The organism is Actinomadura sp. HBU206391 (assembly GCF_014323665.1).
In the GTDB taxonomy this organism is placed as follows: domain Bacteria; phylum Actinomycetota; class Actinomycetes; order Streptosporangiales; family Streptosporangiaceae; genus Actinomadura_C.
This window is the reverse complement of sequence record NZ_JABVEB010000001.1, coordinates 131239-156512: the sequence shown is the minus strand read 5'-3', so window position 1 is coordinate 156512 and position 25274 is coordinate 131239. Positions and strand designations below refer to the sequence as shown.

Genomic DNA, 25274 nt, shown 5'->3' with positions numbered 1-25274 from the left:
GGATGTGTCGCTTGGATGTATCGACTCAATGTATCGAGCCGATACATCGAGAAGATACGTACTGTCGGGCCCGCTCGCAAGTCCCCATGTCGGCGGGGCCGAGGGGCGCGTGCCCCGGGGGCGCAGACTGTGATCTTCCCCTCGTTATCGGCCGGGTCGTACGCTGCTGATGTGTGGTCCCGGCGACTGGTTGTGGATTACGGGCTCGCCCGGCGCGCCGCCCTGGCGGAGCTGCACGGCGGGCACCTCACCATGGCCGACGCCTGTGACGCCCACCCCTACCTGCTCCGCGCGGCCAAGTACCATGGCGAGCCGACCGACGAGCTGTGCCCCGTCTGCCGCAGGGAGAGGTTGACCCATGTCACGTACGTGTACGGCGACGAGCTCGGCCGCTACGCGGGCCGGATCAAGGCCACTGACGAGCTCGCCCAGATGGCCCAGGAATATGGTGAATTCCGGGTCTATGTGGTCGAAGTGTGTCAAAGTTGCGCCTGGAACCACTTGACGGTGTCGTACGTACTGGGTCATGGGGAGCATCCCGCCGCCAGCGGCGATGAGCCTCGATGACAGGCGAAGACCAGACGCTGCAGGGCGGTCCGCGCTCACTCGCCTGCGCAGTACTGTCGTACGACGCACCATGGACGTACCCCAGTTGAACGAGGTCGCGTGAGTTACCCAAGCCAATACGGGCCAGGGACAGGGCCAGATGGGCCGGGCAGACCAGGATCCCGGCCGAATCCCCCTCGTCCCGGCCGACCGAACGTGCCCGGCGGTGGATCTCGTCTGCCGTCAACCCCAGGAGGGCAGACCCCAGGCGGCCCCGGCAGCCCCGGCGGACGTGGCGGCCCCGGTGGCCGCGGCGGAGGTCCGGGCGGTGCCCGCGGTGGTGCCCCCGTCGGTTCCCGCAGTGGTGGCCTGGGTCCTCGAAGCGGCTCCGGCGGCCCCGGTGGCCGCGGTCCCGGCGGCCCGGGTGGGCCCGGTGGCCGCGGACGCGGACCGGGCGGACCAGGCGGCCCCGGAGGCGGACGTCGTAAGAAGCCCGCCGACGACCCGGAGAAGAAGACCGGCTGGCGACGCTACGTCCCCTCGTGGAAGATCGTCCTCGGCGTGTGCGGCCTGGGCCTCCTCGGCATGTTCACCCTCGTCGGGGTCGCCTACGCGATGACGCCCGTCCCCAAGGCGGGGAACGAGGACGCCACCAAGCAGGCCGCGATCTTCTACTACGCCGACGGCAAGTCCGAGATCGCCCGGATGGGTCGCAACCGGGAACTCATCACGATCGACAAAGTCCCCATGCACGTGCAGGAAGCCGTGATCGCCGCGGAGAACCGGAGCTTCCGCTCCGACCGGGGCTTCTCGCCGACCGGCATCGCCCGCGCGGCCTGGGTCAACGTGACCGGCGGATCGACCCAGGGCGGGTCGACGATCACCCAGCAGCTCGCCAAGAACTACTACCTCACCGACGAGCGGTCGATCAGCCGGAAGTTCAAGGAACTGTTCATCTCCGTCAAGCTCGGCGAGCAGAAGACGAAGCCGGAGATCCTGCAGGACTACCTGAACACCATCTACTTCGGCCGCAACGCCTATGGCATTCAGGCCGCGTCGAGGGCGTTCTTCAACGGCAGGCCAGTCGACAAGCTCCGCGAGGACGAGGGCGCGCTGCTCGCCGCGATCATCCAGCAGCCCGGGCGCTTCGATCCGCGCAGCGCCGACAAGGAGGCCAGGGCCGAGACGCTGGTTCGTTACCAGTACGTGCTCGAGGGCATGGTCAAGACCAACGCGCTCACCCAGGCCAAGGCCGACCAGTATAAGAAGCGCCTGCCGCTCACCAGTCCGATCAACAAGGGCCAGACCTTCGCCGGTCAGAAGGGCTACATGATCGAGCGGGCCAAGATCGAGCTCGGACGGCAGGGCATCACCGAGAAGCAGATCATCGACGAGGGCCTGCGGATCACCACCACCTTCGACAAGAGGAAGATGGAGGCGGCCAGGGTCGCGGTCGAGAAGGCGGTGCCCGAGGCGGCGCCGAACAAGCTGCCGAGCAAGCACATCCAGCTCGGGCTGGTCTCGGTCAACTCCGCGAGCGGTGAGGTCGTCGCCTTCTACGGGGGGCACGACTACCTCAAGGACCAGTTCGACAACGTCTGGCAGGGCTCGGCCCAGGCCGGTTCCGCGATGAAGCCCTACGTGCTGGCGACCGCGCTGAAGGACGGCTACAGCCTCAAGACCCTGGTCGAGGGAAAGTCGCCGACCACTTTCGACGGCTCGGGGAACGTCGTTCCCAACGGCACCCCCGGTGGCCTCCGGATACCCAACAGCCACGCCGGCGGCACCGTGACCGATCTCGTCCATGCGACGCAGAGCTCGGTCAACACCGCCTTCGTGCAGCTGGCGCTCAAGGTCGGCCTGCCCGAGGTGATCAAGACGGCCGAGGACGCCGGCATCGCCAGCGACCTGCTCAAGCCGTACAAGGGCCAGGCCGGTCTTGCGCTCGGCATCAACGACGTGCGTCCGATCGAGCAGGCGGCCGGCTACGCCCCATTCGCCAACGGCGGCACCTACCACCAGCCGCACGTCATCAGGAAGGTCACCCGCACCGACGGGAGCGTCTACCGCAAGCTCAGCTGGGAGAAGCACAAGGTCTTCGACCAGGCCGTCGCCGCGGACGCCACCCACGCCATGCGGGCGGTCGTGCAGCGCGGCACGGGCACCGCCGCGGCGCTGCCCGACCGGCCGGTGGCCGGCAAGACGGGCACCACGGACAAGAACGTCGCCGCCTGGTTCGTTGGATACGTCCCTCAGGTCTCGACCGCGGTGACGATGTACAACGACAAGAAGAAGACTCTCTTCCTGCAGGGGCTCGGGGAGGTCGAGGGTGGTCTGGTGCCGGCCAGGATCTGGCACGCCTACATGGCCGAGGCGACCAAGGGCATGAGCCCGGCCCAGTTCCCGCCGCCCGTATTCGGCGGCACGAACCAGAAGTTCGCCACGCCGCCGGCGACGCCCACGCCGACGCCCACGCCGGAGGACGACGACCGCGACTGCAGCCGGCCGCGCGACCAGTTCAAGCCCAGGTGCCGTGACCAGCAGTCGCCGCCGCCGACGCAGGGGCCGATTCCCGGCCAGCCGTGCAACGAGTTCAACATGCCGCTCGGCTGCGACCCCAACACGCCTCCGCAGAATCCTCCGCCCGACTGGTGGTGCCAGCGGCATCAGGGCGATCCGCGTTGCAAGGATCCCAACGACGGCAGGCCCAACACGCAAACACAGTCACGTTCGCAGACGCTCGCACGGATCAAGGATTAGTGTGCGTCCATGTCGCAGTCCTCGTCCGAATCGGGCGTGATCGCGGGGTCCGGTGGTGCCACCGGTGACGGTGGCCCCGGGCCCCGCGGCTCGAACAGGGAACGCGGCCCGAACAGGGAGCGAGGACCGGCTCGGGGCCTCGGCAGGTTCGCGCCGGTCCTGGTCGGCGGCACGGTGCTCGTCTGCGTGCTGGGCTATGTCCAGAAGCTGCCGTGCCGCTCCGTGGGGTTCGACTTCGCCAAGACCGTCACCCACGCCTGTTACACCGACGTCTACCCGCTGTACTTCAACCGGGGTCTGTCCGACGGCAAGATCCCGTACTTCGACAAGATCCCTGAGCCGGTCGAGTATCCGGTACTGACTGGCTGGTTCATGCACCTGGTCAACGTCCTGGTGCGCGCGCTGTTCGACACCGAACAGGGGATGGCGTTCTACGACGTCACCGCACTGCTCCTCGGGGTGTTCGCGGTGGTCGCGGTGCTCGCGACTGCGTACGCCGCGGGACGCAGGAACACCCGGGCCGGTCTGATGGTGGCCCTGTCACCCGGACTGCTGCTCGCCGCGTACATCAACTGGGACCTGCTCGCCGTCGCCCTCTGCGCCCTGGGCGTCGCCGCGTGGTCGCGGCAGCGGCACATTACCGCGGGTGTGCTGATCGGCCTCGCCATCGCGGCGAAGTTCTATCCGGTCGTGCTGCTGTGGCCCTTCGTGCTGCTGTGCCTGCGCGCGGGCCGGCACCGCGAGCTGCTCCGCCTCCTGGCCGGCGCCGCCGGGGCATGGCTGGTCGTGAACGTCCCGGTGATGCTGTTCGCCACGGACGGCTGGCTGCGGTTCTACGGGTTCAGCAAGGAGCGCGGCGTCGACTGGGGCTCGGTCTTCTTCTACCTCGTCGACCACGGCCTGCCGGCCGCGCGCGATGTCGGCCACCTCAACCTGATGGGGCAGGGCGCGTTCGCCGTCCTCTGCGTGGCCATCGGCGTCCTCGCCTTCGCGGCCCCGCGCAGGCCGCGGCTGCCGCAGCTGCTCTTCCTGGTGCTGGCGGCGTTCATGCTCACGAACAAGGTGTGGTCGCCGCAGTACGTCCTGTGGCTGCTGCCACTGGTCGCCCTGGCCAGGCCGCGCCTGCCCGCCTACCTGATCTGGCAGGCCGGGGAGTTCGTCTACTTCCTGGCGATCTGGTGGTACCTGCTCTCGGTGACCCAGCAGGTCGAGGGAGCCGATCTCGGTACGACGCTGTCCGCGCTCTCGCGCTTCGAGGTTCCGGGCGACGGCATCAGCGTGAACGTCTACTACATCGGGCTGTTCGCGAGATTCCTCACCGTGCTGCTGCTGGTGGTCCTCATCTTGATCGACATCCTGCGTCCCGAGCACGACTCGGTACGGGGAGCCGACGGCGACGACGACCCCGCGGGCGGCGTGCTCGACGGAGCCCCCGACCGGCTCAGCCTGCGCACGATCCGCGGCGGGCTCGGCCGGTCGCGGCTGCAGCCTGCCGGTTAGCCGAGCGGATCCGTGATCCTGAACTCGCGTGACCGTACGGCCCTGGGCACGTGGCTGCTGTCCAGGGCCGGCATGGTGCTCATCGCCATCGTCGCCGGCCGGACGCTGGTCCGCGGAGATCTACAGGAGCCGTTCCTCGACCGGTGGACGCAGTGGGACGTCGACCACCTCATCGAGATCGCGCGGTACGGCTACGGCGGGGATCCGGCACAACCCCCTGACGCCGGCCTGCCCGGCTTCTTCCCCGGCTTCCCGCTCGTCGTGCGCGCGACCCACCTCATCGTGCCGGACTGGCGGCTGGCGGCTCTCCTCGTCTCCTTCGCGGCGGGCGCCGTGGCGATGGTGGCGCTCGCCCGGCTGGGCGACCAGGAGTTCGGGGCCGGCACCGGGCAGCGCGCCGTCATCGCGCTGCTGCTCTGCCCGGTGGCGCTGTTCCTGCTCGCCGGATACTCCGAGGCGCTGTTCCTGGCCTTCGCGCTGCCCGCCTGGCTGCTGGCCCGCCAGGGCCGGTGGGCGCCCGCCGCGTTGTGCGGCTTCGCCGCCGCGGGCGTGCGCATCACCGGCGTCTTCCTGGCCCTGGCGCTCGTCGTGGAGTTCCTGACCGGCGAGCGGCGGCAGTGGCGGCAGGCCCCCTGGCTGATCGTGCCGTTCCTCGCGCCGGCGGCGTACTGGGCCTACCTCTGGCACTGGACCGGGAGGTTCAACGCCTGGCAGATCGCCCAGGAGAAGGGCTGGGGCCGCGACACGGTATGGCCGTGGCAGGCGTGGGAGACCACGTGGAACGCGGCCTTCCACGCCGACAACCAGTTCACCCACGCGTTCCGGGTCGAGCTGGCCGCGGCGGTGATCGGGGTCGTGCTCACCCTGTGGCTGCTCGCCAAGAGGCGCTGGGCCGAGTCGAGCTATGTCGGCCTGCAGCTCGTCGCGCTCATGACCTCGGCGTTCTATCTCTCGATCGGCCGGTCGACCCTGGTGTGGTGGCCGCTGTGGCTGGCGCTCGGCGTGCTCGGCGTACGCCGGCCATGGGCGTACGTCGCGCTGCTCGCGCTCTCGGTGCCGCTACTGGTCGTCCAGGTGGTCCTCTACACCTCGGGCTCCTGGGCGGGCTGACGGCCGGGGGCATGGACGCTCAGCTGGTCACGGCGCCCGAGTTCGGTGAGATCCTCCGGGCTCAGCCGGAGCCCGGCCGAGCCGACGTTCTCCTCCAGATGCGCGAGCGTGGAAGTGCCGGGAATGGCGAGCATGGCCGGTGACCGGGCGAGCAGCCAGGCCAGCATGGTCTGGGCGACCGTGACGCGGTGACGCTCGGCCACCCGGTTGATCCGGTCGTCGTCCGGCAGCCCGAATCCGCCCAGCGGGAAGAACGGCACATAGGCGATGTTCTGCCGTGCGCAGATCTCCAGCAGCTCCACGTCCTCCTGGACCGTGACGCTGAACCGATTCTGCACGGCCGCCACCGGCGCGATCTGTTGGGCCTCGGCGAGCTGCTCGGCGCTCATGTTGCTGACGCCGAGGTGGCGGACGAGCCCCTCGTCGCGCAGCGCGGCGAGGGCCGAGAAACGCTCGCCGATCCGGTCGCCGGTCGGCCCGTCGATGCCGCCGACGCGCAGATAGACCAGGTCGAGCCGGTCGAGGCCGAGCTCGGTGAGATTGCCCTCCACTGCGGCGCGCAGCTCGGACGGGCCGGCCTCCGACAGCCGGCCCTCGGACCCCCGCTGGGGCCCGACCTTGGTGGCGATCACCAGCTGGTCCGGATATGGGTGCAGCGCCGAACGGATCAGCTCGTTGGCGGAGAGGTCGCCATGGGCATAGAACGAGGCGGTGTCGATGTGGTCGACCCCGAGCTCGACCGCCCGGCGCAGCACGGCGAGCGCGGTGTCGCGGTCACCCGCCGGCCCGTTCCAGCCGCGCGCCGGAAGCCGCATCGCCCCGAAACCCATGCGGGAGACCCGCAGGTCGCCACCCAGCATCCAGTGCCCGGACGCGGTGGCCGTGATGTGATCTGTCGTCATGCCCACAACTCTGCTGCGGGGCCGCATCCTGAGCGAGCCGGTGGCAGCAAGCTGCCATCTCGACCGGGCGCCGACCTTGGCGGCGCCGCTCTGTGCGCCGGACGGAGACGGTTTGACCTGGGTCTACGGCGGTCGCACACTGGATCGCGATGAACGTCGATCCGCATCGGAACGTGACGCTGCACGGTGAGCGGGAGCTCATGGAGCACGCCGGGCACCTGCTCACCGGCGCGCGCGAGGAGTTCGTCTGCGCCGCCGCCGACCTCCGTACGTGGGCGATGCCCGGCAGCCGGGAGCGGATCGTCGCGGCGCGGCGAGCGTCGCCGGGGGCCGCCGTGCACAAGCTGTTCAGCCCACGGGTCCTCGATGACGAGGAGTCCGAGCGGCACCTCGTCGAGGTGGCCGGGCGAGGGGTCCGGGTGCGGATCTGCGCGGCCGCTCTGGCACATGAGACGATCATCATCGACCGGCGGATCGCGATCCTCGCGGGGCCACCGGTGCGCGGCGTACGGGACTACACCGTCGTGCGTTCGCCGGATGTGCTCAACGGGGTGATCTCGCTGTTCTGGGCCACGTGGCAGGCGGCCACTGATCTGGCCGACTTCCGCCGGGCCGGTCGGTTCGCGCTCGACGAGCAGGATCGCCGGATCCTGCGGTCGCTCGGCGAGGGGCTCAAGGACGAGGCGGCGGCTCGCCGGCTCGGGCTCTCCCTGCGGACCTACCGCCGTAGAGTGGCCGAGCTCATGACCGAGCTCGGCGCGAGTTCCCGCTTCCAGGCCGGTGCCCGAGCTCGTGAGCTCGGGCTGGACGCGTAGCCGGCGGACGGGTTCCGGGCGGGCGGTTCCGTGTGGACGGTTTCCGGGCGCCGGGAGCGCCACCACGGGGAAGAATGGCAGGCGGCTTCCCGCACCGCGGACCAGTACCGGATCTTCAGATCATCGAGAGGACAGCATGAGTGAGCTCGGCGGCATCGAGGCGTTGCTGACCGGGGCGGCCAAGCCGGGTGTCTACAGGTGGGCGGTTCCCGGCGCCACCCGCCGCGGAGACGTGGCCGACGCGGCGCGCGAGGCCGGTCGGCGGCTGTTCTGGCTGGCCGGGCAGAGCGTGACCGACGCCGGCGAGTTCCTCGATCTGTGCGCCGAGGGCTTTACCTTCCCCGACTGGTTCGATCATGACTGGGACGCCCTCGGCGACTGCCTGACCGATCTCACCTGGGCGTCCGCCGCCACCGGGTTCCTCGTGGTCTACGCGGGATGGCAGGCGCTGTCGCAGGAGGACCCCGCCGCGTTCGGCACCGCGATCGAGATCTTCGAATCGGCCGTCGACCTGTGGCGCGACAGCGACACCCCGATGACCGTGCTCCTGCCAGGGGAGGGCGACGACCCGGTGGCGGCCGGATTGCCCCTGCTCGGCGCGTGACGGGCGCCCGCGGCGGGCGGCGCCTTGCCCGAATCCCTCAGAGGTTGTCGCGGAGCCAGGCGATGTCGGCGGCCTGACCCTCCGCCGGGGTCTCGACCACGACCGGGGCGCCGGCCGCCCGTACGACCGTGAGGATCAGTTCCGGGTCGATCTCGCCGTCGCCGAGGTTGGCGTGCCGGTCGGCGCCGGAGCCGAAGGAGTCGCGGCTGTCGTTGCAGTGGACCAGGTCGATCCGCCCGGTGATGGACTTGATCCGGTCGACCGCGTCGATCAGTTCCTCGCCGGCCGCGTGCGCGTGGCAGGTGTCGAGGCAGAAGCCGACCTGCCGGTCGAGATCGGCGAGCCCGTCGAGCGCGTCCCACAGCCGGGCGATCCGCTCGAACTTGCGTGCCATGGCGTTGCCGCCACCGGCCGTGTTCTCGATGTAGATCGGGATCGGGCAGTCGTCCAGCCGCTCGAAGACCTTCCGCCAGTTGTCGTAACCGATCTGCGGGTCGTCGTCCTTGAGCAGGTGACCGCCGTGCACGATCAGCGCCTTGGCGCCGACCGAGGCGGCCGCCTCTAGGTGCTGGGAGAGCAGCTTGCGGCTCGGGATGCGGATCCGGTTGTTCGAGGTCGCCACGTTGAGGACGTACGGGGCGTGGATGTAGACGTCCACGCCGGCCTCTCGGACGGCGGCCGCTCCCTCGGGCACGACCGGTTTCTTCCAGCCCTGCGGGTCGCCGAGGAAGAACTGCGCGACCTCCGCCTTGCGGGCGTTCGCGGAATCGAGCGGGTTGGTCTGGTCGACGTGGGCACCGATGCGCATGTCCGCAAGCCTACGGGTTCGTCACGATCGTCAGGGCGTGAAGCCGCCGTGGGCCAGGGAGAGCCCGAGGCCGACGAAGGCGGCGATCAGCCCGACGATGTTGAGCCAGCGTTCGCCGATCGTTGCGGAGACCATCTGGGAGTACAGCGCGAGCGGGAGGCCGATCAGACCCGCGATCGCGCCGAAGACGTGCGCGTGCACGATCAGGCCCAGGACCAGCGCGGTCACCCCCACGGCGAACGCGGTCACCGCGAGCGAATTCTCTCTGGGATGCCGGTCGCCGTCGTTGTTCAACGTGACGTGCGGTCGGCCGGGGAGCGCCAGTGGCATCATGCCACCCCCTCGTGACGTGCGAGAACTCCTCCTTCAGAGGGTGGTCCCCGGCATGGTTTCAGTCAACCCGCCGGTTTGTCGGCCCCTCGCGGTAGTGTCGAACACAGCTTCGATGGGGACGGAGGTGGACCGTGATGGAAACGCACGATCTGGAGGCGATCGGCGACGCCGAGCTGGTGGAGGAGCTGTCGTTGCTGACCACCCAGACGGCTCGCATGCGGTCTCGCATGGTGGACATCATCAGCGAGCTCGACCGGCGCAGGAGTCTCGCTACGAGCTCGCACCCTGGAAACTCTTGGTAACCTGGGTCGGTCCCGTGTGGCAGGGCGAACAAATCCGGTCATGCCCGCGGTGAGACGCAAGAGCCCTCCTGTCACGGAGAGACCGTGACCGCATCAGTCCAGAGGAGGTAGGGACACAGCATGCGTCGCTACGAACTCATGGTGATCCTCGACGCATCCGTCGAGGAGCGCGCCGTAACCCCGTCGCTCGACCAGTTCCTTGGGGTCGTCAAGACCGACGGTGGAAGTGTGGAAAAGGTCGACGTCTGGGGCCGCCGGCGCCTGGCGTACGACATCCAGAAGAAGTCCGAAGGCATCTACGCGGTCATCGACCTGACGGCCGAGCCTGCCACGGTCAAGGAACTCGACCGGCAGCTCAACCTCAACGAGACGATCCTGCGTACGAAGGTCATCCGTCCCGAGGCCCACTGAGCCACCAAGGCCACTGAGTCAAGATCAGCCGGAGCGAGTCCATGGCAGCAGGCGATACTCAGATCACGATCGTCGGCAACCTCGTCGAGGATCCGAATCTGCGCTTCACCCCCAGCGGTCAGGCCGTCGCGAGCTTCCGCGTGGCGTCCACCCCCCGCTTCCTCGACAAGCAGACCAACGAGTGGAAGGACGGCGAGAGCCTCTTCCTGACCTGCAACGTCTGGCGGCAGGCGGCGGAGAACTGCGCCGAGAGCCTCCAGCGGGGCATGCGCGTCATCGTTTCCGGCCGGCTCAAGCAGCGGTCGTACGAGACTCGCGAGGGTGAGAAGCGCACCGTCTACGAGATCGAGGCCGACGAGGTCGGCCCGTCGCTCAAGAACGCCACCGCCAAGGTCAACAAGACCCAGCGGCAGGGTGGCGGGGGCGGCGGCTTCGGCGGCGGCGGCGGCGGGGGCTACTCCGGCGGTGGCGGCGGTGGTGGCGGCTACGGCGGCGGTCCCGGCGGCGGCGGCCCCGGCGGCGGCGGCCCCGGCGGCGGCAGCGCTCCGCCCGACGACCCCTGGGCCACCGGTGGTGGCGGAGGCGGAGGCGGCGGCGGCTTCTCCGACGATCCGCCGTTCTAACGCGATCAGATCAGCGCGTCCGCGTGCACGTGCCCCATACAACGCGGACATGACAGCGCCCACCAGGGGCACACAGTCCAGTTTCAGTGTCATCCCCGTGTGAACGGGGCTCTCCTCAAAGGAGCACCACGATGGCCAAGCCACCTCCTCGTAAACCGAAGAAGAAGGTTTGCCTGTTCTGCCAGGAGAAGATCTCCTACGTCGACTACAAGGACACCGCGCTGCTGCGTAAGTTCATCTCCGACCGGGGCAAGATCCGCGCCCGTCGGGTGACGGGCAACTGCACTCAGCACCAGCGCGACGTCGCGACCGCGATCAAGAACGCTCGTGAGATGGCGCTGCTGCCGTACACGAGCACCGCGCGCTGAGAGGGGACGGGATCATGAAGCTCATTCTCACTCAGCAGGTGACCGGTCTCGGCGAGCCCGGCGACGTGGTCGAGGTCAAGGACGGCTACGGCCGTAACTACCTCGTACCTCGTGGTTTCGCCATGAAGTGGACCACTGGCGCGGAGAAGCAGATCGAACTGATCAGAAGGGCCCGGTCGGCCCGCGAGATCGCGAGTCTCGATCACGCCAAGGAGATCGCGGCCCGGCTCAAGTCGCTCACTGTGCGCCTGCCCACGCGGGCGGGTGACAGCGGCCGGCTGTTCGGCTCGGTTACCGCCGCCGACATCGCCGTGGCCGTCAGGGACTCGGGTGGCCCCGACCTTGACAAGCGTCGTATCGAGGTGGGTAACCCGATCAAGACGATCGGCGCGCACCAGGTGTCGGTGCGGTTGCACCCCGAGGTCAGCGCCACGATCGAACTTCAGGTGATCGGTAACTGATCTGACAAAGCTGTAAACAAGGCCGGACCTGTACGGGTCCGGCCTTGTTTTACGTGAAACGGCTTTTGTGCCGGTTTGGTTTGGCAGTCCTCGCCATGGCTCGATCAAGAGCCTCTTGATACCCATGGGTAACCATCTCGGATGCCACGAGAGGACCCCGCCATGTCCGATGCCCTGTCTCCGACACCGCCTCCCGAGCCTGCCGAACCACTGCTCACCGGCCCGCTGCTCACCGGCCCTGGCCTCGCGGGCCGGCCCAGCCGCCGCCGGCTGCTCGGCGGCGCCGTCACGCTCGGAGGAGCGGCCGTGCTGGCCGCCGCCACTAGTCTCGGTTCGAGCGCGTCCGCCGCGACCCGGCCCTACATCTCCACGCGTGCCCAATGGCAGGCCCGCGCGCCCCGCAGCACCGCGACGATCCTGAGCCGCGTGCCCGACCACATCGTGGTCCACCACACCGCGACGGCGAACTCGACCGACTATTCCGTGAACCACGCGTACGCGCTGTCCAGGTCGATTCAGAACTTCCACATGGACGGCAACGGCTGGGCAGACGTCGGACAGCAGTTCACGATCAGCCGGGGCGGCTATCTGATGGAGGGCCGCAACCGTACGATCTACGCGCTCGACACCCGCACCCATGTGGTCGGCGCGCAGTGCGCGGGGCACAACGAGCACACGGTGGGCATCGAATGCGAGGGTCTCTACACGTCCACCGGCCCGCCCACCGCGCTGTGGAACACACTGGTGCGCTTGTGCGCCTACCTCTGTGACCTGTACGGAATCGCCCCGTCCTCCGGCATCGTCGGGCACCGGAACTATGTCGCGACGGCCTGCCCGGGCGACACCTTCTACGGCATGCTGCCGAGGCTGCGCCAGGACGTCGCCGCCGCGATGGGCCTGGTGGGGGCGGCCGGCGCCGCGCATCCGCTGCCCGACCTGGGCCGCGGCCTGCGCGGGCCGCGGCGCGCCTTCGACCACGGCCCCGCTCTGGCGGCGGGAGAACGCGGGTAGCCGAGACGTGACGGCGACGTGGAACGCGGCGGCGGTCCCGCCGGGCCGCCAACTCCTTGGTGACCAGGTCCTTGGGTGACCGGCTCCCTGACGATCCGATCCCTGAGCATCGGATCCTTGGTGATCGCTTCCTTGGTGACCAGGTCCTCTCCCGCTACGGTCGGTAATCGGGTTCCGTAGCGGGGGAGGAGCGTGGGGAGTTGCCGGGTGATGAACTGCCGGACCGCGGATCGCTCGTGGACGGACCGCAGGTGCAGGGCCCGCCGGTGCGGGCGGGTGACGAGCCGGGGAGCGGGCCGTCGCCGCACGGGTCACCGGAGGGCGGGGTGTCGCGCCGCGGGCTGCTCGGCGGAGCGATCGGGGTCGGCCTGGCCGGGGGGACGGTCGGCGCGGCCCTGGTCTACGGCGGGCCCGTGGCGGCGGCCGCCGCGGACGGAGAGTCTCCGCTCATCCACCCGCGTCGGGCGTGGCGGGCGAGACGGCCCAAGGACCGGGCGCAAGTCCTGCGCGGTGCTCCCGACCGCATCGTCGTGCATCACACCGCGACGCCCAACACCGGCGACTACTCGCTGGCGCACGCCTACCGGCTGTCGCGGGCGATTCAGCGCTTCCACATGGGCGGCCGGGGCTGGTCCGACATCGGTGAGCAGCTGACCATCAGCCGGGGCGGCCACATCATGGAGGGCCGCAATCGCAGTCTGCGGGCGATCCTCGCCGGTCGGCACGCGGTCGGCGCGCAGACGCTGAACCACAACAGCCACACGATCGGCATCGAGAACGAGGGCAACTACATGCGGGCCCCGGTGCCGGTCGCGCTGTGGTCCTCGCTGGTCCGGGTGTGCGGATGGCTGTGCACGGTCTACGGCCTGGATCCGTACCGGGCGATCGTGGGTCACCGTGACTTCAACGCGACCAGTTGCCCGGGCGATGTGCTGTACGCCCGGTTGCCGGAGTTGCGCCGTCAGGCCGCCGCGCTGCTGGGTGGTCCCGGGCCGATGGTGCCGGGACCGAAGACCACGCCGGGCACGGGAGACATGGGTGATACCGGTAATTCTGGCGATGCCGGCAATGAGGATGACTTCGACTTCGGGGACTACGAGTCCGGTCCGGTGTAGAGGGTGCGGCGGCGGGCGATCTCTGGATCGATCCCCTCGACCAGCGACCAGATGCCCGCCACCCGCTCGGCCCAGGCCTCCGGCGGCAGCCCGGTCAGTCCGTCCAAGGCAAGATCGTCGATCGCCTTCGTCAGCCGGGCCAGGCGCTCCCCGTGTGTTGAACACATGTTCGAATTCTAGCGGATCAGTGCGTCGTTCGAGTGTGTTCTCGAATGATCCGTCACCGCCGTACCGCGCCTGTGACGAGCCACGCGTCGCTGCGGGCCCGTAGTCCCAGAGCGGCGAACCGGGCGGCCATCCACACCCCGATCGCGACCCAGAGTGCGACCAGGCCGCCACCGCGCAGGTGGACCAGGGCCGCGGCCGGCAGGAACGCCGCCATCGTGAGCACGCCGGCGATGGCCAGGTAGCGCATGTCGCCGGCGCCGATCAGCACACCGTCGAGCACGAACACCACTCCCGCGATCGGCTGCAGCAGCGCGATGACGATCAGTGTGCTGAGCAGGAGGTGCCGTACGGCCGGGTCCTGGGTGAACAGGGCGGGCAGCCACGGGCGCACGGCCAGCACCACGAGCGCGAACAGCACTCCGCAGGCGATTCCCCACTGCACCATGCGCTGGGTCGCCGCCCGGGCCCCGGCCACGTCGGCGCCGCCGAGTTGGCGGCCGGTGATCGCCTGACCGGCGATGGCGATGGCGTCGAGTGCGAACGCGAGGAGTGTCCACACCTGGAATCCGACCTGGTAGGCGGCGATCTCGGCGTCGCCCATGTGGGTGGCGACGACGGTGCCGGCGATGAGCACGACCCGCAGGCTCAGCGTTCGGATCAGCAGGTTGACGCCGGCCGTGGCGGAGGCGCGCAGGCCTCTGGCGTCAGGACGCAGCGGGGCGCCGTGCCTGCGTGCCCCGCGCAGCACGGTCGCGATGTAGACGCCTCCGCCCGCGGTCTGGGCGATCACCGTGCCCCAGGCCGATCCCGCGATGCCCCAGCCGAGGACGAGCACGAAGAGCGCGTTGAGCGCGAGGTTGAGACCGAACATGCCGATGGCCACGCGCAGTGGCGTCTTGGTGTCCTGCAGTCCACGGAGGACGCCGGTGCCGGCGAGCACGACCAGCATCCCCGGGATGCCGAAGAGGCTCACCCTGAGGAAGGTCTCGGCCTGCGGCGCCACCTCGGCGGACGCGCCGAAGGCGTCGATGATCCAGGGACTCAGCGGCCAGCCCACCGCGATCAACACCAGGCCGATGCCCACGGCGAGCCAGATGCCGTCGATGCCCTGCCGGACGGCCTCGCGGACATGGCCCGCGCCCACCTGCCGCGCCACGGCGGCGGTGGTCCCGTACGCCAGGAACACGCAGACGTTGACGAGGGTGCCGAGGACCTGTCCCGCCACGCCCAGGCCGCCCAGCGGCGCCGTGCCGAGATGACCGACGATGGCGGTGTCGGCGAGGAGGAAGAGCGGCTCGGCCACCAGCGCGCCGAACGCCGGGACGGCCAGCCGCAGGATCTCCCGATCGTGAGGGTGCCGCAGCACTGAGGGAAGCGCCATATCGACGGCAGAGTACCAGTCTTGTAATGACTCAACTAAGACTGACACATTACGCTCCCGTGGAGCGGTGGATGTCGTGGTTTCTTTCGCACACAGGCGGTGGACGATCTTCTCCCAGCTCACGGCGGTGATCGGGGCCGCCATGACCTGGTTGTCCCCAGAGTTCTCCACAGGTCGTGCACAACGGTCTCGGCGTGTTTGCACAGCGGCTCCACAACACCCTCCACAGATCGTTTTGCCGGGGCGCGTGATGAGCCGGAGAATGTCAGACCCGGGCGGTAAACCTGAGGTGCTCGTGCTCCAGGTGGCGATTGCGACGAGGGGGTGCCCGATGAGCGTTACCGAGATTCCGCCCCATGAGCGGGAATTCGAACGCACCCCGCCACACGACCTCACGGCCGAGCAGTGCGTGCTCGGCGGCATGCTGCTCTCGCAGGACGCGATCGCCGACGTGGTCGAGACGCTGCGCACGCAGGACTTCTACCGGCCCGCGCACCAGCTCATCTACGACGCGGTCCTCGATCTGTACGGCCGCGGCGAGCCCGCCGACGCCGTCACCATCTCCAACACCCTCACCAAGAACGGCCAGATCGCCCGCGTGGGCGGGGCGCCCTATCTGCACACGCTCATCTCATCGGTGCCGACGGCCGCCAACGCCGGCTACTACGCCAAGATCGTTCAGGAACGGGCGGTCCTGCGCAAGCTGGTCGAGGTGGGCACGCGCATCACCCAGCGCGGCTACGCGGCCGACGGGGCCGACGCCGACGCGATCCTCGACTGGGCCGAGGCCGAGGTCCTCTCCATCGCCGAGAAGCGGACCGGTGAGGACTATGTGCCGCTGAGCGAGATCATGCCCGGCGCGCTCGACGAGATCGAGGCCATCGGCAGCCGCGGCGGCCAGATGGTCGGAGTCCCCACCGGCTTCCAGGATCTCGACGCGCTCACCAACGGCCTGCACCCCGGTCAGATGATCATCGTGGCCGCGCGACCGGCCATGGGCAAGGCGCTCGCGCTGAACACGCCGTTGCCGACGCCGGACGGCTGGACCACCATGGGCCAGGTTCAGGTCGGCGACCGGCTCCTCGCCGCCGACGGTTCGCCGACGAGGGTGGTCGGCGCGACCGAGGTGATGGCCGGCCGGCCGTGCTACGAGATCACGTTCGAGGACGGCAGCGCCGTCATAGCCGACGCCGAGCATCAGTGGCTCACCGATACGCACGCGTCCCGAAGGGCGGCCCGGGCGGCGGCCGCTCCCGAACGCGGTGGCCGCCGGCGCGTGTTCGCTTCGGTGAAGACCACCCGCCAGATCGCAGCGACGATCCGGCATCCCACCGGCGACCGGCGCCTGAACCATTCGGTGGTGAACACCCGGCAGCTCGAACTCCCCGAGCGCGATCTCGTGCTCGCGCCGTACGCGCTCGGAGCGTGGCTGGGCGGCGGGCACACCGCCGCGGCCCGCATCACCACCGCCGAGCCGGAGATCCTCGTCCGTATCGAGGCAGCGGGGGTCCAGCCGGTCCCGGTCATGGGATCGACGTACGCGCTCCAGCTTCCCTGCCCCAAGGGCACCCGCGGCCACGGCACGGTTCAGGCGATCCTGCGAAAGCTCGGCGTGCTGGACGAGCGGCGCGTCCCGGCCGCCTATCTGCGCGCGTCCGCGGCGCAGCGCCGTGCACTGCTGGCCGGCCTGCTCGACGTCGGCGGCACGGTGGCGAGGGGCGGCCGGGTCCGGTTGGGCGTGACGGGGCGCGGGCTCGCCGAGGACGTCCACGAACTCGTCAACAGCCTCGGCTACCGGTGTTCCCTTCGTGCGGATCGGGTCAGTGGCCGCGCCACGTCGCCCGGCGGTTTCACCCTGGCCTTCTCGACCTCGGACGAGGTCTTCATGCTCGAGCGCAAGAAGCTGGCGCACAAGGAGAGCGGCTCGGTCGCGCACGCACGTGCGGGGTCGCGCACCATCACGTCGGTGCGTCCGGTGCGGAGCGTGCCGGTGCGGTGCGTCCAGATCGATCATCCGGACCATCTGTACCTCGCCACCCGATCGATGATCCCCACCCACAACTCGACACTCGCCCTCGACTTCGCCAGGGCGGCGTCGATCAAGCACGGCCTCACCTCGGCCTTCTTCAGCCTGGAGATGAGCCGCAACGAGATCACCATGCGGCTGCTGTCGGCCGAGGCCCGGATCGCCCTGCACGCGATGCGGTCGGGCACGATGCAGGACGAGGACTGGACCCGGCTGGCCCGGCGCATGAGCGAGGTGGCCGAGGCACCGCTGTTCATCGACGACTCCCCGAACATGTCGATGATGGAGATCCGGGCCAAGTGCCGCCGGCTCAAGCAGCGGCACGACCTCCGGCTCGTCGTGGTCGACTACCTGCAGCTCATGTCATCGGGTAAGCGCGCCGAGAGCCGCCAGGTGGAGGTCTCGGAGTTCTCCCGGTCGCTCAAGCTGCTGGCCAAGGAGCTCCAGGTCCCGGTCATCGCCCTGTCCCAGCTCAACCGTGGTCCCGAGCAGCGCACGGACAAGAAGCCGATGGTGTCCGATTTGCGCGAATCGGGATCGCTGGAGCAGGACGCGGACGTCGTGGTGCTTTTGCACCGTGAGGACGCGTACGAGAAGGAATCGCCTCGGGCAGGCGAGGCGGACCTGATCGTGGCCAAGCACCGTAACGGCCCCACCGCCACCGTCACCGTCGCCTTCCAGGGGCACTACAGCCGCTTCGTCGACATGGCCCAGTAAGACGTCGACATTGTAGGTTCCGCGGCTCGGTGAACAGTTGCAACCGCACGGGCCCGTTGGGAGTCGTGATCACGTGGCGGGGAAAGGGTTGGACGGGATGGTGCTCGGGCTTGTAGCTTGCCGTTGACCGTGACACCGCCCGAGGAGGTGAGACCCATGAACGCTGTATCGATGTGGGTGCTCCCCCTTCCGTCACGGTCGGGCGATTTGACGTAGGTGTCGCCGGGAGCGCCTCGCCGACAAGGCACTCCCGAAAGGCAACACCTATGCACTCTCAGCAGGTCACCGCCGAGCCGCCGTCGAACGACAGGGTCGAGCGTGACTCCACGGTGGGCGACGTCCCCGGAGTTCTCTGGTCGCCGGCCTCCGGCGCCGATCGCGCGCCCCTCGTCTTCGATGTGATCATTGCCGGGTGCGGGCCGACCGGTGCGATGCTGGCCGCCGAACTGCGGCTGCACGATGTGCGGGTACTCGTTCTGGAGAAGGAAACCGAGCCCGTGTCGTTCGTCCGCATAGTCGGTCTGCATATTCGCAGTCTCGAACTGATGGCAATGCGCGGACTGCTGGATCGCATTCTCGAACGCGGAAGACAGCGTCCGGTCGGCGGTATCTTCGCCGCCATCACCAAACCCGCGCCCGAGGGCCTGGATTCCGCGTACGCCTATCTGCTGGGCATCCCGCAGCCGGTCATCGAACATCTGCTCGAAGAACATGCGATCGAACTGGGCGCGCAGGTCCGGCGCGGTTGTGCGGTCGCCGGTTTCGAGCAGGACGACGAGGGCGTGACCGTCGAGCTGTCCGACGGGGAACAGCTGCGTTCGCGCTACCTCATCGGCTGTGACGGCGCGCGCAGTACGGTGCGCAAACTGCTCGGCGTCGGCTTCCCCGGCGAGCCCTCACGGACCGACACGCTCATGGGCGAGATGAAAGTGGGTGTGCCGCAGGAGGAGATCGCCGCCAAGGTGACCGAAATCAGCGAGACCTATCAGCGATTCTGGCTCAGGCCCTTCGGCGAAGGGGTCTATAGCGTCGTAGTCTTCTCCGCGGGAGTCAGCGACCGCGCGGAACCGCCCACCCTCGAAGATTTCAAACAACAGTTGCGCACCATCGCCGGAACCGATTTCGGCGTGCACTCCCCGCGCTGGTTGTCCCGCTTCGGGGATGCCACCCGGCTGGCCGAGCGTTATCGCGTCGGGCGGGTGCTACTGGCCGGCGATGCGGCGCACATCCATCCACCCGCCGGCGGTCAAGGCCTCAACCTGGGCGTTCAGGACGCATTCAACCTCGGCTGGAAACTGGCCGCGCAGATCCGCGGCTGGGCGCCGGAAACACTGCTGGACACCTACCAGGCCGAACGTCATCCGGTCGCCGAGGACGTGCTGGACAACACCCGCGCCCAGATGGAACTGATGTCCACCGAACCGGGCCCACAGGCCGTGCGCAGGCTGCTCACCGAACTGATGGACTTCGACGAGGTGAACCGCCATCTGATCGAGAAGATCACCGCGATCGGCATCCGCTACGACTTCGGCGAAGGCCCCGACCTGCTCGGCCGCCGCCTGCGCGACATCGACGTGAAACAGGGCCACCTCTACAGTCTGCTGCATCGCGGCCGCGGTCTGCTGCTGGACCGCACCGAACGCCTGACCGTCGGCGGCTGGTCGGACCGGGTCGATCACCTCGCGGATCCCACTGCGGTACTGGATGTTCCGTGCGTCCTGCTACGCCCCGACGGCCACGTCGCCTGGATCGGCGACGATCAGCAGGACCTGGACGACCACCTCTCCCGCTGGTTCGGCAAGCCCGCCAACTGATCTCGCCTGAGCAACCGAAAGTGAATGCGAACACGCCCGGCTCGGGTCGAGATCATGGCGGGGGCTGGTTCATGTCGTGGGCGTTCTCGTCGGACATCCACCGCCCGCCGGCATGGGCGGCCATGCCGGCGTCCGTAGCCAGTCGCGCTGTCCGGGTCTCGGCCAGGGCCCCGGCGAGGTAGCCGTACAACACGGCGTTGAACGCCTGCGCGTACACCGTCTGTCCTGCGGCTCTCATTCCTCGCCGGGTCGGGTCAGCCGGTGTGCGGCCAGTAGCGACGTCCATGCCAGGACGAGCGCGATCGCGACGGCGAAGGCGACATTGGCCACCCGGGCGCCCTGCAGCGCGAAGATCGAGATCCAGGTCGCCAGGAAGAGCCCGCCGCTCACCCTGCTGAAGGCGGCCCAGCCGCGGCGGCCGGCCGCGGCGAACCGCCGGGCGAACACGAAGCACGCGGCGATCAACGCCAAGAACGCGATCCCGGCGACGAGGAAGTGCACGGCTCCGTGCCAACTGATGCTCGTGGGCGGACCGGTCGGCGTCCCCGGCGGGAAGCCGTCGGAGGGGTCGGCGGAGAAGACGGCCGCGGCGACCATCCCGGCGCCGAAGACGCCGATCAGCCGCGGTCCCCAGATGCCGCCCCGGCCCGCCGCCGGACCGAGCACCCGGTGCAGCCCAATCGCGCACGCCACGAACAGCAGGCCGCTGACCGCGAAGTTGGCGATCTGGATCCATCCCTGGTCGCCGTTGCTCAGCATGCTGGCCGGGTGGCGGCTGATGTCGTACCCGTCCCGGGTGAGCATCTGCAGGACGACCACGACGATATAGAGCGGGCCGGCGACGATGCCGCAGGTCAGCAGCGTCCTCGTCGGACCCACGGCCGCACCCGGCGCCCTACCGTCCCCTGTGGTGATGACGTTCTCGGTCATCGGTCTGCGCCTCTCATGGGTCCTCTGTGGTCTCGGGGGCGAAGTGCTGCACTCCGAAGGCGATGGCCGCGGCGATGTCGTCGTCGCTGGTTCCCCAGGCGGCCTGGATGACGGGTCCCCAGGCGTGGCAGCTTTGGGTGGCGAATTCCTTTGCCTCGGCGGTGTCCTCCCAGGTGGCGGGGTCGAACTCGGTGCCGCGTAGGAACAGGTCGAGGCCGAGCAGCGTGAGGTCCCAGCCGCCGCCGACTCCGATCGTGCCGCCGGGCCCGTAGGTTCGCACCAGCTCGTCGAGGATCTCGGCGGGCGTGGCGTGCTCGAGCTCCAGGACGGTGTCGCCGTCATCGCCGGGCGCGAGGCGGACTTCGAGCTCGGTGACCATGCCTTCCCCGAGGACCCAGGTCACCTTGATCAGGCGGGGCTCTTCGCAGCGCAGGATCTCTCCGCCGGCGTTGCCCTTCAGCTGGAACGTGCCGCCGGGCCTCAGGTCGCCGTCGATCGGGGCCAGCCATCGGCTGATCCGGTCGGGTTCGGTGCACGCGCTCCACACATCCTCGATCGGGGCGTCATAGGTGCGGCGCAGCAGCAGCGACCGTCCTTCGCCGGTGGCGACCGCGTGGTCGCCGATCTCCCGGTGCGTGGCGTTGATCTGGTTGACGATGTCGATCACTTGTCTTCCTCGCTCTTCGTAGACGGTTGCCTGCCCGCAGACCGCGGCCCGGCAGTGTTCTCGCGTTGCTTGCGGCGTCGGCGCTTGCCGCGCACGAGTTCGGTGCCCAACGCGTCCAGGCGCCGGATCCAGAACCGGCGGAAGCGTTCCAGCCAGATGTCGACCTCCCGTAGTGGTGCCGAGTCGACGGAGTACAGGCGCCGGGCGCCGTCCGCGCGGACGGTCGCGAACCCGGACTCCCGCAGCACCCGCAGGTGCTGCGATACCGCCGGCTGCGAGATCCCGAACTCTGCCCGGATGCCCTCGCTGACCGCGCCTGCGGTCAGTTCGCCGTCGGCGAGCAACTCCAAGATCCGGCGTCTGACCGGGTCGCCGAGAACGTCGAAGGCCTGCACGGCAATGAGGATGTCATTTGCAGCTTATATAAGTCAAGAGTGAATACCGCGTGCAGGCAAGGCCAACCGAGAGCCGAGGCCACGTCCACGAACCGATCGTCATCGCATGACGCCGGCGATGACCGTGGTCACGACCCTGTGGACGGCTCCGGCCTCCGGCGGGGTGCCCTTCCGGTCGGCGAACAGCAGGTGCCCGGCCCCGATCAGCGTGGGAGCGAGCGTGTCGACGTCGGCGTCGGCCGCGATGCGGCCCAGTTCGCGCTCGGCGGTGAGGTAGGAGGCGATCATGGCCGTGGCCTCCGTCAGGACCGGAACGCCGGTCGGCCTGGACCGGCGCAGCCGGGCGCGCAGGTCATCCCGGAAGGTGATGAGGGCGACGATGGCCACGGCGACCGACCCGAACAGGGCCGTCAGTGCGCCGGTGAGGTTGCCGGCGACGGTGCCGGTCCCGGCGGACTCGCGCAGGGAGGCGGCCTGGTGGTCGATCCGGGCGATGCGGTCCAGCACGAGCTCGGCGAGAAAGGCGTCGAAGTCGGCGAAGTGCCGGTGCAAAACGCCCTTGGCGCAGCCCGCCTCCGTGGTGACCGCCCGGCTGGTCAGCGCATTCGGCCCGTCCCGGAGCAGTACGCGCTCTGCGGCGTCGAACAGTTGCTCACGCGCGTCGCGGATGGCCACCCCTGTCGGCACCGTGCATCTCCGTCCCTCATGTGGTCGTCGCTCTCTCGGCTCTCGGGGTCCTGCCCGGGTCGACGAGTGGGCGCATGCCCATTTATAGTGGGCGCATGCCCACTATACCGCCGGAGCGAGCGCCTCTTACCGAACCAGAGCCTCATCGACACCGGGAGGTGGCGGAGTCGTTCGGCGTGGACGCCGAACGCTACGACCGGACCCGGCCCCGCTATCCCGATGCCATGGTGGACCGGATCGTCGCCGCCATTCCCGGGCCCGACGTGGTCGACGTCGGCTGCGGTACCGGCATAGCGGCCCGGCAGTTCCAGGCGGCCGGCTGCAAGGTACTCGGAGTCGAGCCCGACGCGCGGATGGCCGACTGGGCGCGACGGCACGGGCTCGAGGTCGAGGTCGCGACGTTCGAAGCCTGGGACCCCGCCGACCGAGCGTTTGACGCGGTCGTCGCCGGCCAGACCTGGCACTGGGTGGACCCGATCGCGGGAGCGGCCAAGGCGGCCGAGGCGCTGCGGCCCGGCGGCACGCTCGCAGTGTTCTGGAACGTGAGCCAACCGCCGCCCGACGTGGCAGAGGCCTTCGCCGCGGTCTACCGCCGGCTGATGCCGGACTCGCTCGCCGCCAGATGGGCCGGGTCCGGCTCGGACGGGTACGCGCTGCTGCGCACCAAGGCGGCCGACGGGATACGGCAGGCGGGCGCGTTCGGCGAGCCGGAGCACTGGCGATTCGACTGGGAGCGGTCCTACACCCGGGACGAGTGGCTGGACCAGCTGCCGACCACCGGCGGCCACACCCGGCTCCCGCCGGCCGGGCTGCAGTCGGTGCTGGCGGGCATCGGGGCCGCGATCGACGCGTTCGGGGGCGAGTTCACGTTGCGTTACACCGCCGTCGTGGTCGCCGCGGCGCGAACCGGCGCCGTCGAGCCGAGGGTTTCGGGACCTACCCGGGCGGGTCGGTGATGCGGTAGCCGACACTCGGTCTGGTGATGATGACGGGTGGGCCGCCGAGTTTGCGGCGCAGGCGGCCGATGGTCACCGTGACGGTGTTGGTGAACGGGTCGGCGTGCTCGTCCCAGACCTGTTCGAGCAGGTCCTCGGCGCTGAGGAAGGCGGGGGCGGCGCGCAGGAGTGCTTCGAGGACCCCGAACTCCTTGACCGAGAGGTCCAGCCGGCGTCCGTCCCGGGTGACGGTGTGCCGCAGGGCGTCGAGCTCGATCCCCGCCGCGCGCAGGACGCGGGCCCGCGCCGAGGGCCGGCGGCGGGCGAGGGAGCGGACGCGCAGCACGAGTTCGGGGAAATGGAACGGCTTGGCGAGGTAGTCGTCGGCTCCGAGGCCCAGGCCGCTGACCCGGTCTTCGGGAGAGCCGGCCGCGGTCAGCATCAAGACCATGACCCGGTCGTCGCGATCGGTGATCATCTGGCAGAGGGTGTCGCCGTGGATTCCCGGCAGGTCACGGTCGAGCACGACCACGTCGTAGGAGTTGGCGTCGAGCTTGGCCGCGGCCTCGAGCCCGTCGTGAGCGGCGTCGACGGCCATGCCCTGGTCGCGCAGGCCCTCGACCAGGACGGCCGCGAGCGACCGCGCGTCCTCGACGACGAGCACTCTCACGCCTGGGCACCTGCCCGCCCGGGGCCGGCCACCGGGTGGGCCGCCAGGGGCAGCGAGATGCCGACCAGCAGGCCGCCTTCGGGTCGGGCACGCAGGTCGAGGGTGCCGCCGTGCGCCGTGGCGATGGCCGCCACGATCGACAGCCCGAGCCCTGCCCCGTCGCCTGCGTTGGTCCGGTCGGCGCCGAGCCGGCGGAAGGGCTGGGCCAGCTGCGCGACCTGCCGCTGGTCGAGAACCTGCCCGCCGGTCTCGACGACCAGGCTCGCGGTCGCGCCCTCGGTACCGGCGGCGACGCGGATCCAGCCGCCGTCGTGGTTGTGGCCGATCGCGTTGTCGATCACGTTGTCGACCATCCGACCCAGGAGCGTCCGGCTGCCCCGCACCAGCGCGCCGTCGTGGCGGATGGCGTCGTGCACGGTCAGGTCCCTGGCGCCGATGTCGGCGGCCCGGGAGGCCAGTGCCGCGGACACGACGCTGCCGAGCGAGAGTGTCGCGGGTTCGGGGAGGGCGCCGTGTTGCGTGCGGGCGAGCATGAGGAAGCCGTCCAGGAGCCGATCGACCTGGTCGAGTTCGGTTCGCAGCCGGTCGGCCAGGGCGATGGTCTGGGGCGGTACGGGCTCCGGTTTGGCCACGGCGACGTCCAGTGACGCGCGCATGGTGGTCAGCGGGGTGCGCAGTTCGTGGGAGGCGTTGGCGACGAAGCGGCGTTGAGCGGTGAAGGCGCCCTCGAGCCGTTCCAGCAGTCCGTCGATGGTGTCGGCGAGATCCTTCACCTCGTCGGCGGGGCCGGGTACGGCCAGCCGTTCGTGCAGGTTGTCGGCGGAGATCCGCCGCGTGGCCGTGGTCATCATCCGCAGCGGGCGCAGCACCCGGCCCGCGACGATCCGGCCCAGCACGACCGACACCACGGCCATGACGGCGAGCGCCACCACCGATCCGAGCAGGAGCTGACGCGATTGGGCCGTCTGTTGCCGGGACAGCTGCTCCTGCAGCCGGGCGATGTGCTCCTGGGCGGCCGCGAGCGACGACTGCGGGCGCGGAGGGTTTTGGAAGGGCGCGCTCCGGGAGGAGCTCATCGATCCGGAGGTCACGAGGTACGCGATGGTCAGCAGCCCGGCGCCGGACAGCAGGAACAAGGCGCCGTACAGGGCGGTGAAGCGCTGCCGTACAGTGCGGCGCGGCAGCGCCGGACGTCGCGGAATCCCCATCAGTCCT

General features: G+C 69.6%; 28 protein-coding genes. 16 read left to right on the top strand and 12 right to left on the bottom strand.

Annotated elements, in window-relative coordinates; genetic code table 11:
* Positions 1-171: 171 nt before the first annotated feature.
* The 4 genes from HKK72_RS00830 to HKK72_RS00815 all read left to right on the top strand — a co-directional run bounded on the left by HKK72_RS00830 (position 172) and on the right by HKK72_RS00815 (position 5916).
* On the top strand, positions 172-567 hold the full coding sequence (locus HKK72_RS00830) for a DUF5318 family protein (protein WP_315987004.1): 396 nt from the start codon (positions 172-174) through the stop codon (positions 565-567).
* Between the two features lie 540 nt (positions 568-1107).
* Positions 1108-3306: a transglycosylase domain-containing protein gene (locus HKK72_RS00825; protein ID WP_187232237.1), complete on the top strand. Its 2199-nt coding sequence runs from the start codon at positions 1108-1110 to the stop codon at positions 3304-3306.
* A 9-nt stretch (positions 3307-3315) separates the two neighbouring features.
* On the top strand, positions 3316-4806 hold the full coding sequence (locus HKK72_RS00820; RefSeq protein WP_187232236.1) for a glycosyltransferase family 87 protein: 1491 nt from the start codon (positions 3316-3318) through the stop codon (positions 4804-4806).
* A 12-nt stretch (positions 4807-4818) separates the two neighbouring features.
* Positions 4819-5916 (top strand): hypothetical protein, encoded by a 1098-nt coding sequence (locus HKK72_RS00815; protein WP_187232235.1) that lies wholly within the window; start codon positions 4819-4821, stop codon positions 5914-5916.
* On the opposite strand, the gene HKK72_RS00810 is transcribed toward HKK72_RS00815, so the two are convergent.
* The gene (locus HKK72_RS00810) at positions 5889-6818 is read right to left on the bottom strand and encodes an oxidoreductase (RefSeq protein ID WP_187232234.1); all 930 of its coding nucleotides are present in this window, start codon (positions 6816-6818) and stop codon (positions 5889-5891) included. The two genes, HKK72_RS00815 and HKK72_RS00810, sit on opposite strands and share 28 nt — an antisense overlap.
* A gap of 149 nt (positions 6819-6967) precedes the next feature.
* On the opposite strand from HKK72_RS00810, the gene HKK72_RS00805 reads away from it, so the two are divergent.
* Positions 6968-7633 carry a helix-turn-helix transcriptional regulator gene (locus HKK72_RS00805; protein WP_187232233.1) on the top strand — a complete coding sequence of 222 codons (666 nt, stop codon included), beginning with the start codon at positions 6968-6970 and terminating at the stop codon, positions 7631-7633.
* Between the two features lie 136 nt (positions 7634-7769).
* Complete coding sequence (locus HKK72_RS00800; protein ID WP_187232232.1) at positions 7770-8237, top strand: barstar family protein; 468 nt, start codon at positions 7770-7772, stop codon at positions 8235-8237.
* Between the two features lie 37 nt (positions 8238-8274).
* Here the strand turns inward: HKK72_RS00800 and HKK72_RS00795 are convergent, their stop codons facing one another.
* Together HKK72_RS00795 and HKK72_RS00790 are read right to left on the bottom strand one after the other, a co-directional pair.
* Positions 8275-9045 carry a deoxyribonuclease IV gene (locus tag HKK72_RS00795; protein WP_187232231.1) on the bottom strand — a complete coding sequence of 257 codons (771 nt, stop codon included), beginning with the start codon at positions 9043-9045 and terminating at the stop codon, positions 8275-8277.
* A 30-nt stretch (positions 9046-9075) separates the two neighbouring features.
* Entirely contained in the window at positions 9076-9378 is a 303-nt protein-coding gene (locus tag HKK72_RS00790; protein WP_187232230.1) for a hypothetical protein, read from the bottom strand.
* A gap of 134 nt (positions 9379-9512) precedes the next feature.
* Here HKK72_RS00790 and HKK72_RS00785 point away from each other — a divergent pair, with 134 nt between their 5' ends.
* The 7 genes from HKK72_RS00785 (at position 9513) to HKK72_RS00755 (ending at position 13669) form a co-directional block, all read left to right on the top strand.
* The gene (locus tag HKK72_RS00785) at positions 9513-9680 is read left to right on the top strand and encodes a hypothetical protein (RefSeq protein WP_187232229.1); all 168 of its coding nucleotides are present in this window, start codon (positions 9513-9515) and stop codon (positions 9678-9680) included.
* Positions 9681-9800: 120 nt separating this feature from the next.
* Positions 9801-10091, top strand: coding sequence for a 30S ribosomal protein S6 (rpsF, locus tag HKK72_RS00780; RefSeq protein ID WP_187232228.1), 291 nt, complete (start codon positions 9801-9803; stop codon positions 10089-10091).
* Positions 10092-10132: 41 nt separating this feature from the next.
* A complete protein-coding gene (locus tag HKK72_RS00775; RefSeq protein WP_187232227.1) occupies positions 10133-10714 on the top strand; it encodes a single-stranded DNA-binding protein in 582 nt (193 codons plus the stop codon).
* Between the two features lie 131 nt (positions 10715-10845).
* Positions 10846-11082 carry a 30S ribosomal protein S18 gene (gene rpsR / locus HKK72_RS00770; RefSeq protein WP_187232226.1) on the top strand — a complete coding sequence of 79 codons (237 nt, stop codon included), beginning with the start codon at positions 10846-10848 and terminating at the stop codon, positions 11080-11082.
* Positions 11083-11096: 14 nt separating this feature from the next.
* Entirely contained in the window at positions 11097-11543 is a 447-nt protein-coding gene (gene rplI / locus HKK72_RS00765) for a 50S ribosomal protein L9 (RefSeq protein ID WP_187232225.1), read from the top strand.
* Between the two features lie 162 nt (positions 11544-11705).
* A complete protein-coding gene (locus HKK72_RS00760; RefSeq protein WP_187232224.1) occupies positions 11706-12554 on the top strand; it encodes a peptidoglycan recognition family protein in 849 nt (282 codons plus the stop codon).
* Positions 12555-12754: 200 nt separating this feature from the next.
* Positions 12755-13669: a peptidoglycan recognition family protein gene (locus tag HKK72_RS00755; protein WP_410050271.1), complete on the top strand. Its 915-nt coding sequence runs from the start codon at positions 12755-12757 to the stop codon at positions 13667-13669.
* Here HKK72_RS00755 and HKK72_RS00750 read toward each other — a convergent pair.
* Positions 13648-13836: a hypothetical protein gene (locus tag HKK72_RS00750; RefSeq protein WP_187232223.1), complete on the bottom strand. Its 189-nt coding sequence runs from the start codon at positions 13834-13836 to the stop codon at positions 13648-13650. The two genes, HKK72_RS00755 and HKK72_RS00750, sit on opposite strands and share 22 nt — an antisense overlap.
* Before the next feature lie 53 nt (positions 13837-13889).
* Entirely contained in the window at positions 13890-15218 is a 1329-nt protein-coding gene (locus tag HKK72_RS00745; RefSeq protein ID WP_187232222.1) for an MATE family efflux transporter, read from the bottom strand.
* 331 nt (positions 15219-15549) lie between these two features.
* Between HKK72_RS00745 and dnaB the strand changes: the two genes are divergently transcribed.
* Positions 15550-17961 carry a replicative DNA helicase gene (gene dnaB / locus HKK72_RS00740; RefSeq protein ID WP_187232221.1) on the top strand — a complete coding sequence of 804 codons (2412 nt, stop codon included), beginning with the start codon at positions 15550-15552 and terminating at the stop codon, positions 17959-17961.
* Between the two features lie 266 nt (positions 17962-18227).
* Complete coding sequence (gene rox, locus HKK72_RS00735; protein WP_187232220.1) at positions 18228-19775, top strand: rifampin monooxygenase; 1548 nt, start codon at positions 18228-18230, stop codon at positions 19773-19775.
* A gap of 52 nt (positions 19776-19827) precedes the next feature.
* On the opposite strand, the gene HKK72_RS00730 is transcribed toward rox, so the two are convergent.
* From HKK72_RS00730 to HKK72_RS00710, 5 genes are all read right to left on the bottom strand, one after another.
* Positions 19828-20013 carry a hypothetical protein gene (locus tag HKK72_RS00730; protein WP_187232219.1) on the bottom strand — a complete coding sequence of 62 codons (186 nt, stop codon included), beginning with the start codon at positions 20011-20013 and terminating at the stop codon, positions 19828-19830.
* Complete coding sequence (locus tag HKK72_RS00725; RefSeq protein ID WP_187232218.1) at positions 20010-20705, bottom strand: DUF998 domain-containing protein; 696 nt, start codon at positions 20703-20705, stop codon at positions 20010-20012. Before HKK72_RS00725 ends, HKK72_RS00730 begins: the two co-directional genes overlap by 4 nt.
* Before the next feature lie 13 nt (positions 20706-20718).
* Positions 20719-21372, bottom strand: coding sequence for an SRPBCC family protein (locus HKK72_RS00720; RefSeq protein WP_187232217.1), 654 nt, complete (start codon positions 21370-21372; stop codon positions 20719-20721).
* Positions 21369-21767, bottom strand: a complete 399-nt coding sequence (locus HKK72_RS00715) for an ArsR/SmtB family transcription factor (RefSeq protein WP_187232216.1) — start codon at positions 21765-21767, stop codon at positions 21369-21371. Before HKK72_RS00715 ends, HKK72_RS00720 begins: the two co-directional genes overlap by 4 nt.
* A 99-nt stretch (positions 21768-21866) precedes the next feature.
* Positions 21867-22454: a TetR/AcrR family transcriptional regulator gene (locus tag HKK72_RS00710; RefSeq protein WP_187232215.1), complete on the bottom strand. Its 588-nt coding sequence runs from the start codon at positions 22452-22454 to the stop codon at positions 21867-21869.
* Between the two features lie 95 nt (positions 22455-22549).
* Here HKK72_RS00710 and HKK72_RS00705 point away from each other — a divergent pair, with 95 nt between their 5' ends.
* Positions 22550-23410, top strand: a complete 861-nt coding sequence (locus HKK72_RS00705; RefSeq protein WP_187232214.1) for a class I SAM-dependent methyltransferase — start codon at positions 22550-22552, stop codon at positions 23408-23410.
* Here the strand turns inward: HKK72_RS00705 and HKK72_RS00700 are convergent.
* Both HKK72_RS00700 and HKK72_RS00695 read right to left on the bottom strand, forming a co-directional pair.
* Positions 23391-24059: a response regulator transcription factor gene (locus tag HKK72_RS00700; protein ID WP_187232213.1), complete on the bottom strand. Its 669-nt coding sequence runs from the start codon at positions 24057-24059 to the stop codon at positions 23391-23393. The genes HKK72_RS00705 and HKK72_RS00700 overlap by 20 nt on opposite strands.
* A complete protein-coding gene (locus HKK72_RS00695; RefSeq protein WP_187232212.1) occupies positions 24056-25267 on the bottom strand; it encodes a sensor histidine kinase in 1212 nt (403 codons plus the stop codon). Before HKK72_RS00695 ends, HKK72_RS00700 begins: the two co-directional genes overlap by 4 nt.
* Positions 25268-25274 lie beyond the last annotated feature (7 nt).

Bases quoted from the DNA above. Each gene is read 5' to 3' on its own strand.
- HKK72_RS00820 (WP_187232236.1), top strand. From the start codon at position 3,316: ATGTCGCAGTCCTCGTCCGAATCGGGCGTGATCGCGGGGTCCGGTGGT.
- HKK72_RS00810 (WP_187232234.1), bottom strand. From the start codon at position 6,818: ATGACGACAGATCACATCACGGCCACCGCGTCCGGGCACTGGATGCTG.
- HKK72_RS00805 (WP_187232233.1), top strand. From the start codon at position 6,968: ATGAACGTCGATCCGCATCGGAACGTGACGCTGCACGGTGAGCGGGAG.
- HKK72_RS00800 (WP_187232232.1), top strand. From the start codon at position 7,770: ATGAGTGAGCTCGGCGGCATCGAGGCGTTGCTGACCGGGGCGGCCAAG.
- HKK72_RS00795 (WP_187232231.1), bottom strand. From the start codon at position 9,045: ATGCGCATCGGTGCCCACGTCGACCAGACCAACCCGCTCGATTCCGCG.
- HKK72_RS00790 (WP_187232230.1), bottom strand. From the start codon at position 9,378: ATGATGCCACTGGCGCTCCCCGGCCGACCGCACGTCACGTTGAACAAC.
- HKK72_RS00785 (WP_187232229.1), top strand. From the start codon at position 9,513: ATGGAAACGCACGATCTGGAGGCGATCGGCGACGCCGAGCTGGTGGAG.
- rpsF (WP_187232228.1), top strand. From the start codon at position 9,801: ATGCGTCGCTACGAACTCATGGTGATCCTCGACGCATCCGTCGAGGAG.
- HKK72_RS00775 (WP_187232227.1), top strand. From the start codon at position 10,133: ATGGCAGCAGGCGATACTCAGATCACGATCGTCGGCAACCTCGTCGAG.
- rpsR (WP_187232226.1), top strand. From the start codon at position 10,846: ATGGCCAAGCCACCTCCTCGTAAACCGAAGAAGAAGGTTTGCCTGTTC.
- rplI (WP_187232225.1), top strand. From the start codon at position 11,097: ATGAAGCTCATTCTCACTCAGCAGGTGACCGGTCTCGGCGAGCCCGGC.
- HKK72_RS00760 (WP_187232224.1), top strand. From the start codon at position 11,706: ATGTCCGATGCCCTGTCTCCGACACCGCCTCCCGAGCCTGCCGAACCA.
- HKK72_RS00750 (WP_187232223.1), bottom strand. From the start codon at position 13,836: ATGTGTTCAACACACGGGGAGCGCCTGGCCCGGCTGACGAAGGCGATC.
- HKK72_RS00745 (WP_187232222.1), bottom strand. From the start codon at position 15,218: ATGGCGCTTCCCTCAGTGCTGCGGCACCCTCACGATCGGGAGATCCTG.
- dnaB (WP_187232221.1), top strand. From the start codon at position 15,550: ATGAGCGTTACCGAGATTCCGCCCCATGAGCGGGAATTCGAACGCACC.
- rox (WP_187232220.1), top strand. From the start codon at position 18,228: ATGCACTCTCAGCAGGTCACCGCCGAGCCGCCGTCGAACGACAGGGTC.
- HKK72_RS00730 (WP_187232219.1), bottom strand. From the start codon at position 20,013: ATGAGAGCCGCAGGACAGACGGTGTACGCGCAGGCGTTCAACGCCGTG.
- HKK72_RS00725 (WP_187232218.1), bottom strand. From the start codon at position 20,705: ATGACCGAGAACGTCATCACCACAGGGGACGGTAGGGCGCCGGGTGCG.
- HKK72_RS00705 (WP_187232214.1), top strand. From the start codon at position 22,550: ATGCCCACTATACCGCCGGAGCGAGCGCCTCTTACCGAACCAGAGCCT.
- HKK72_RS00695 (WP_187232212.1), bottom strand. From the start codon at position 25,267: ATGGGGATTCCGCGACGTCCGGCGCTGCCGCGCCGCACTGTACGGCAG.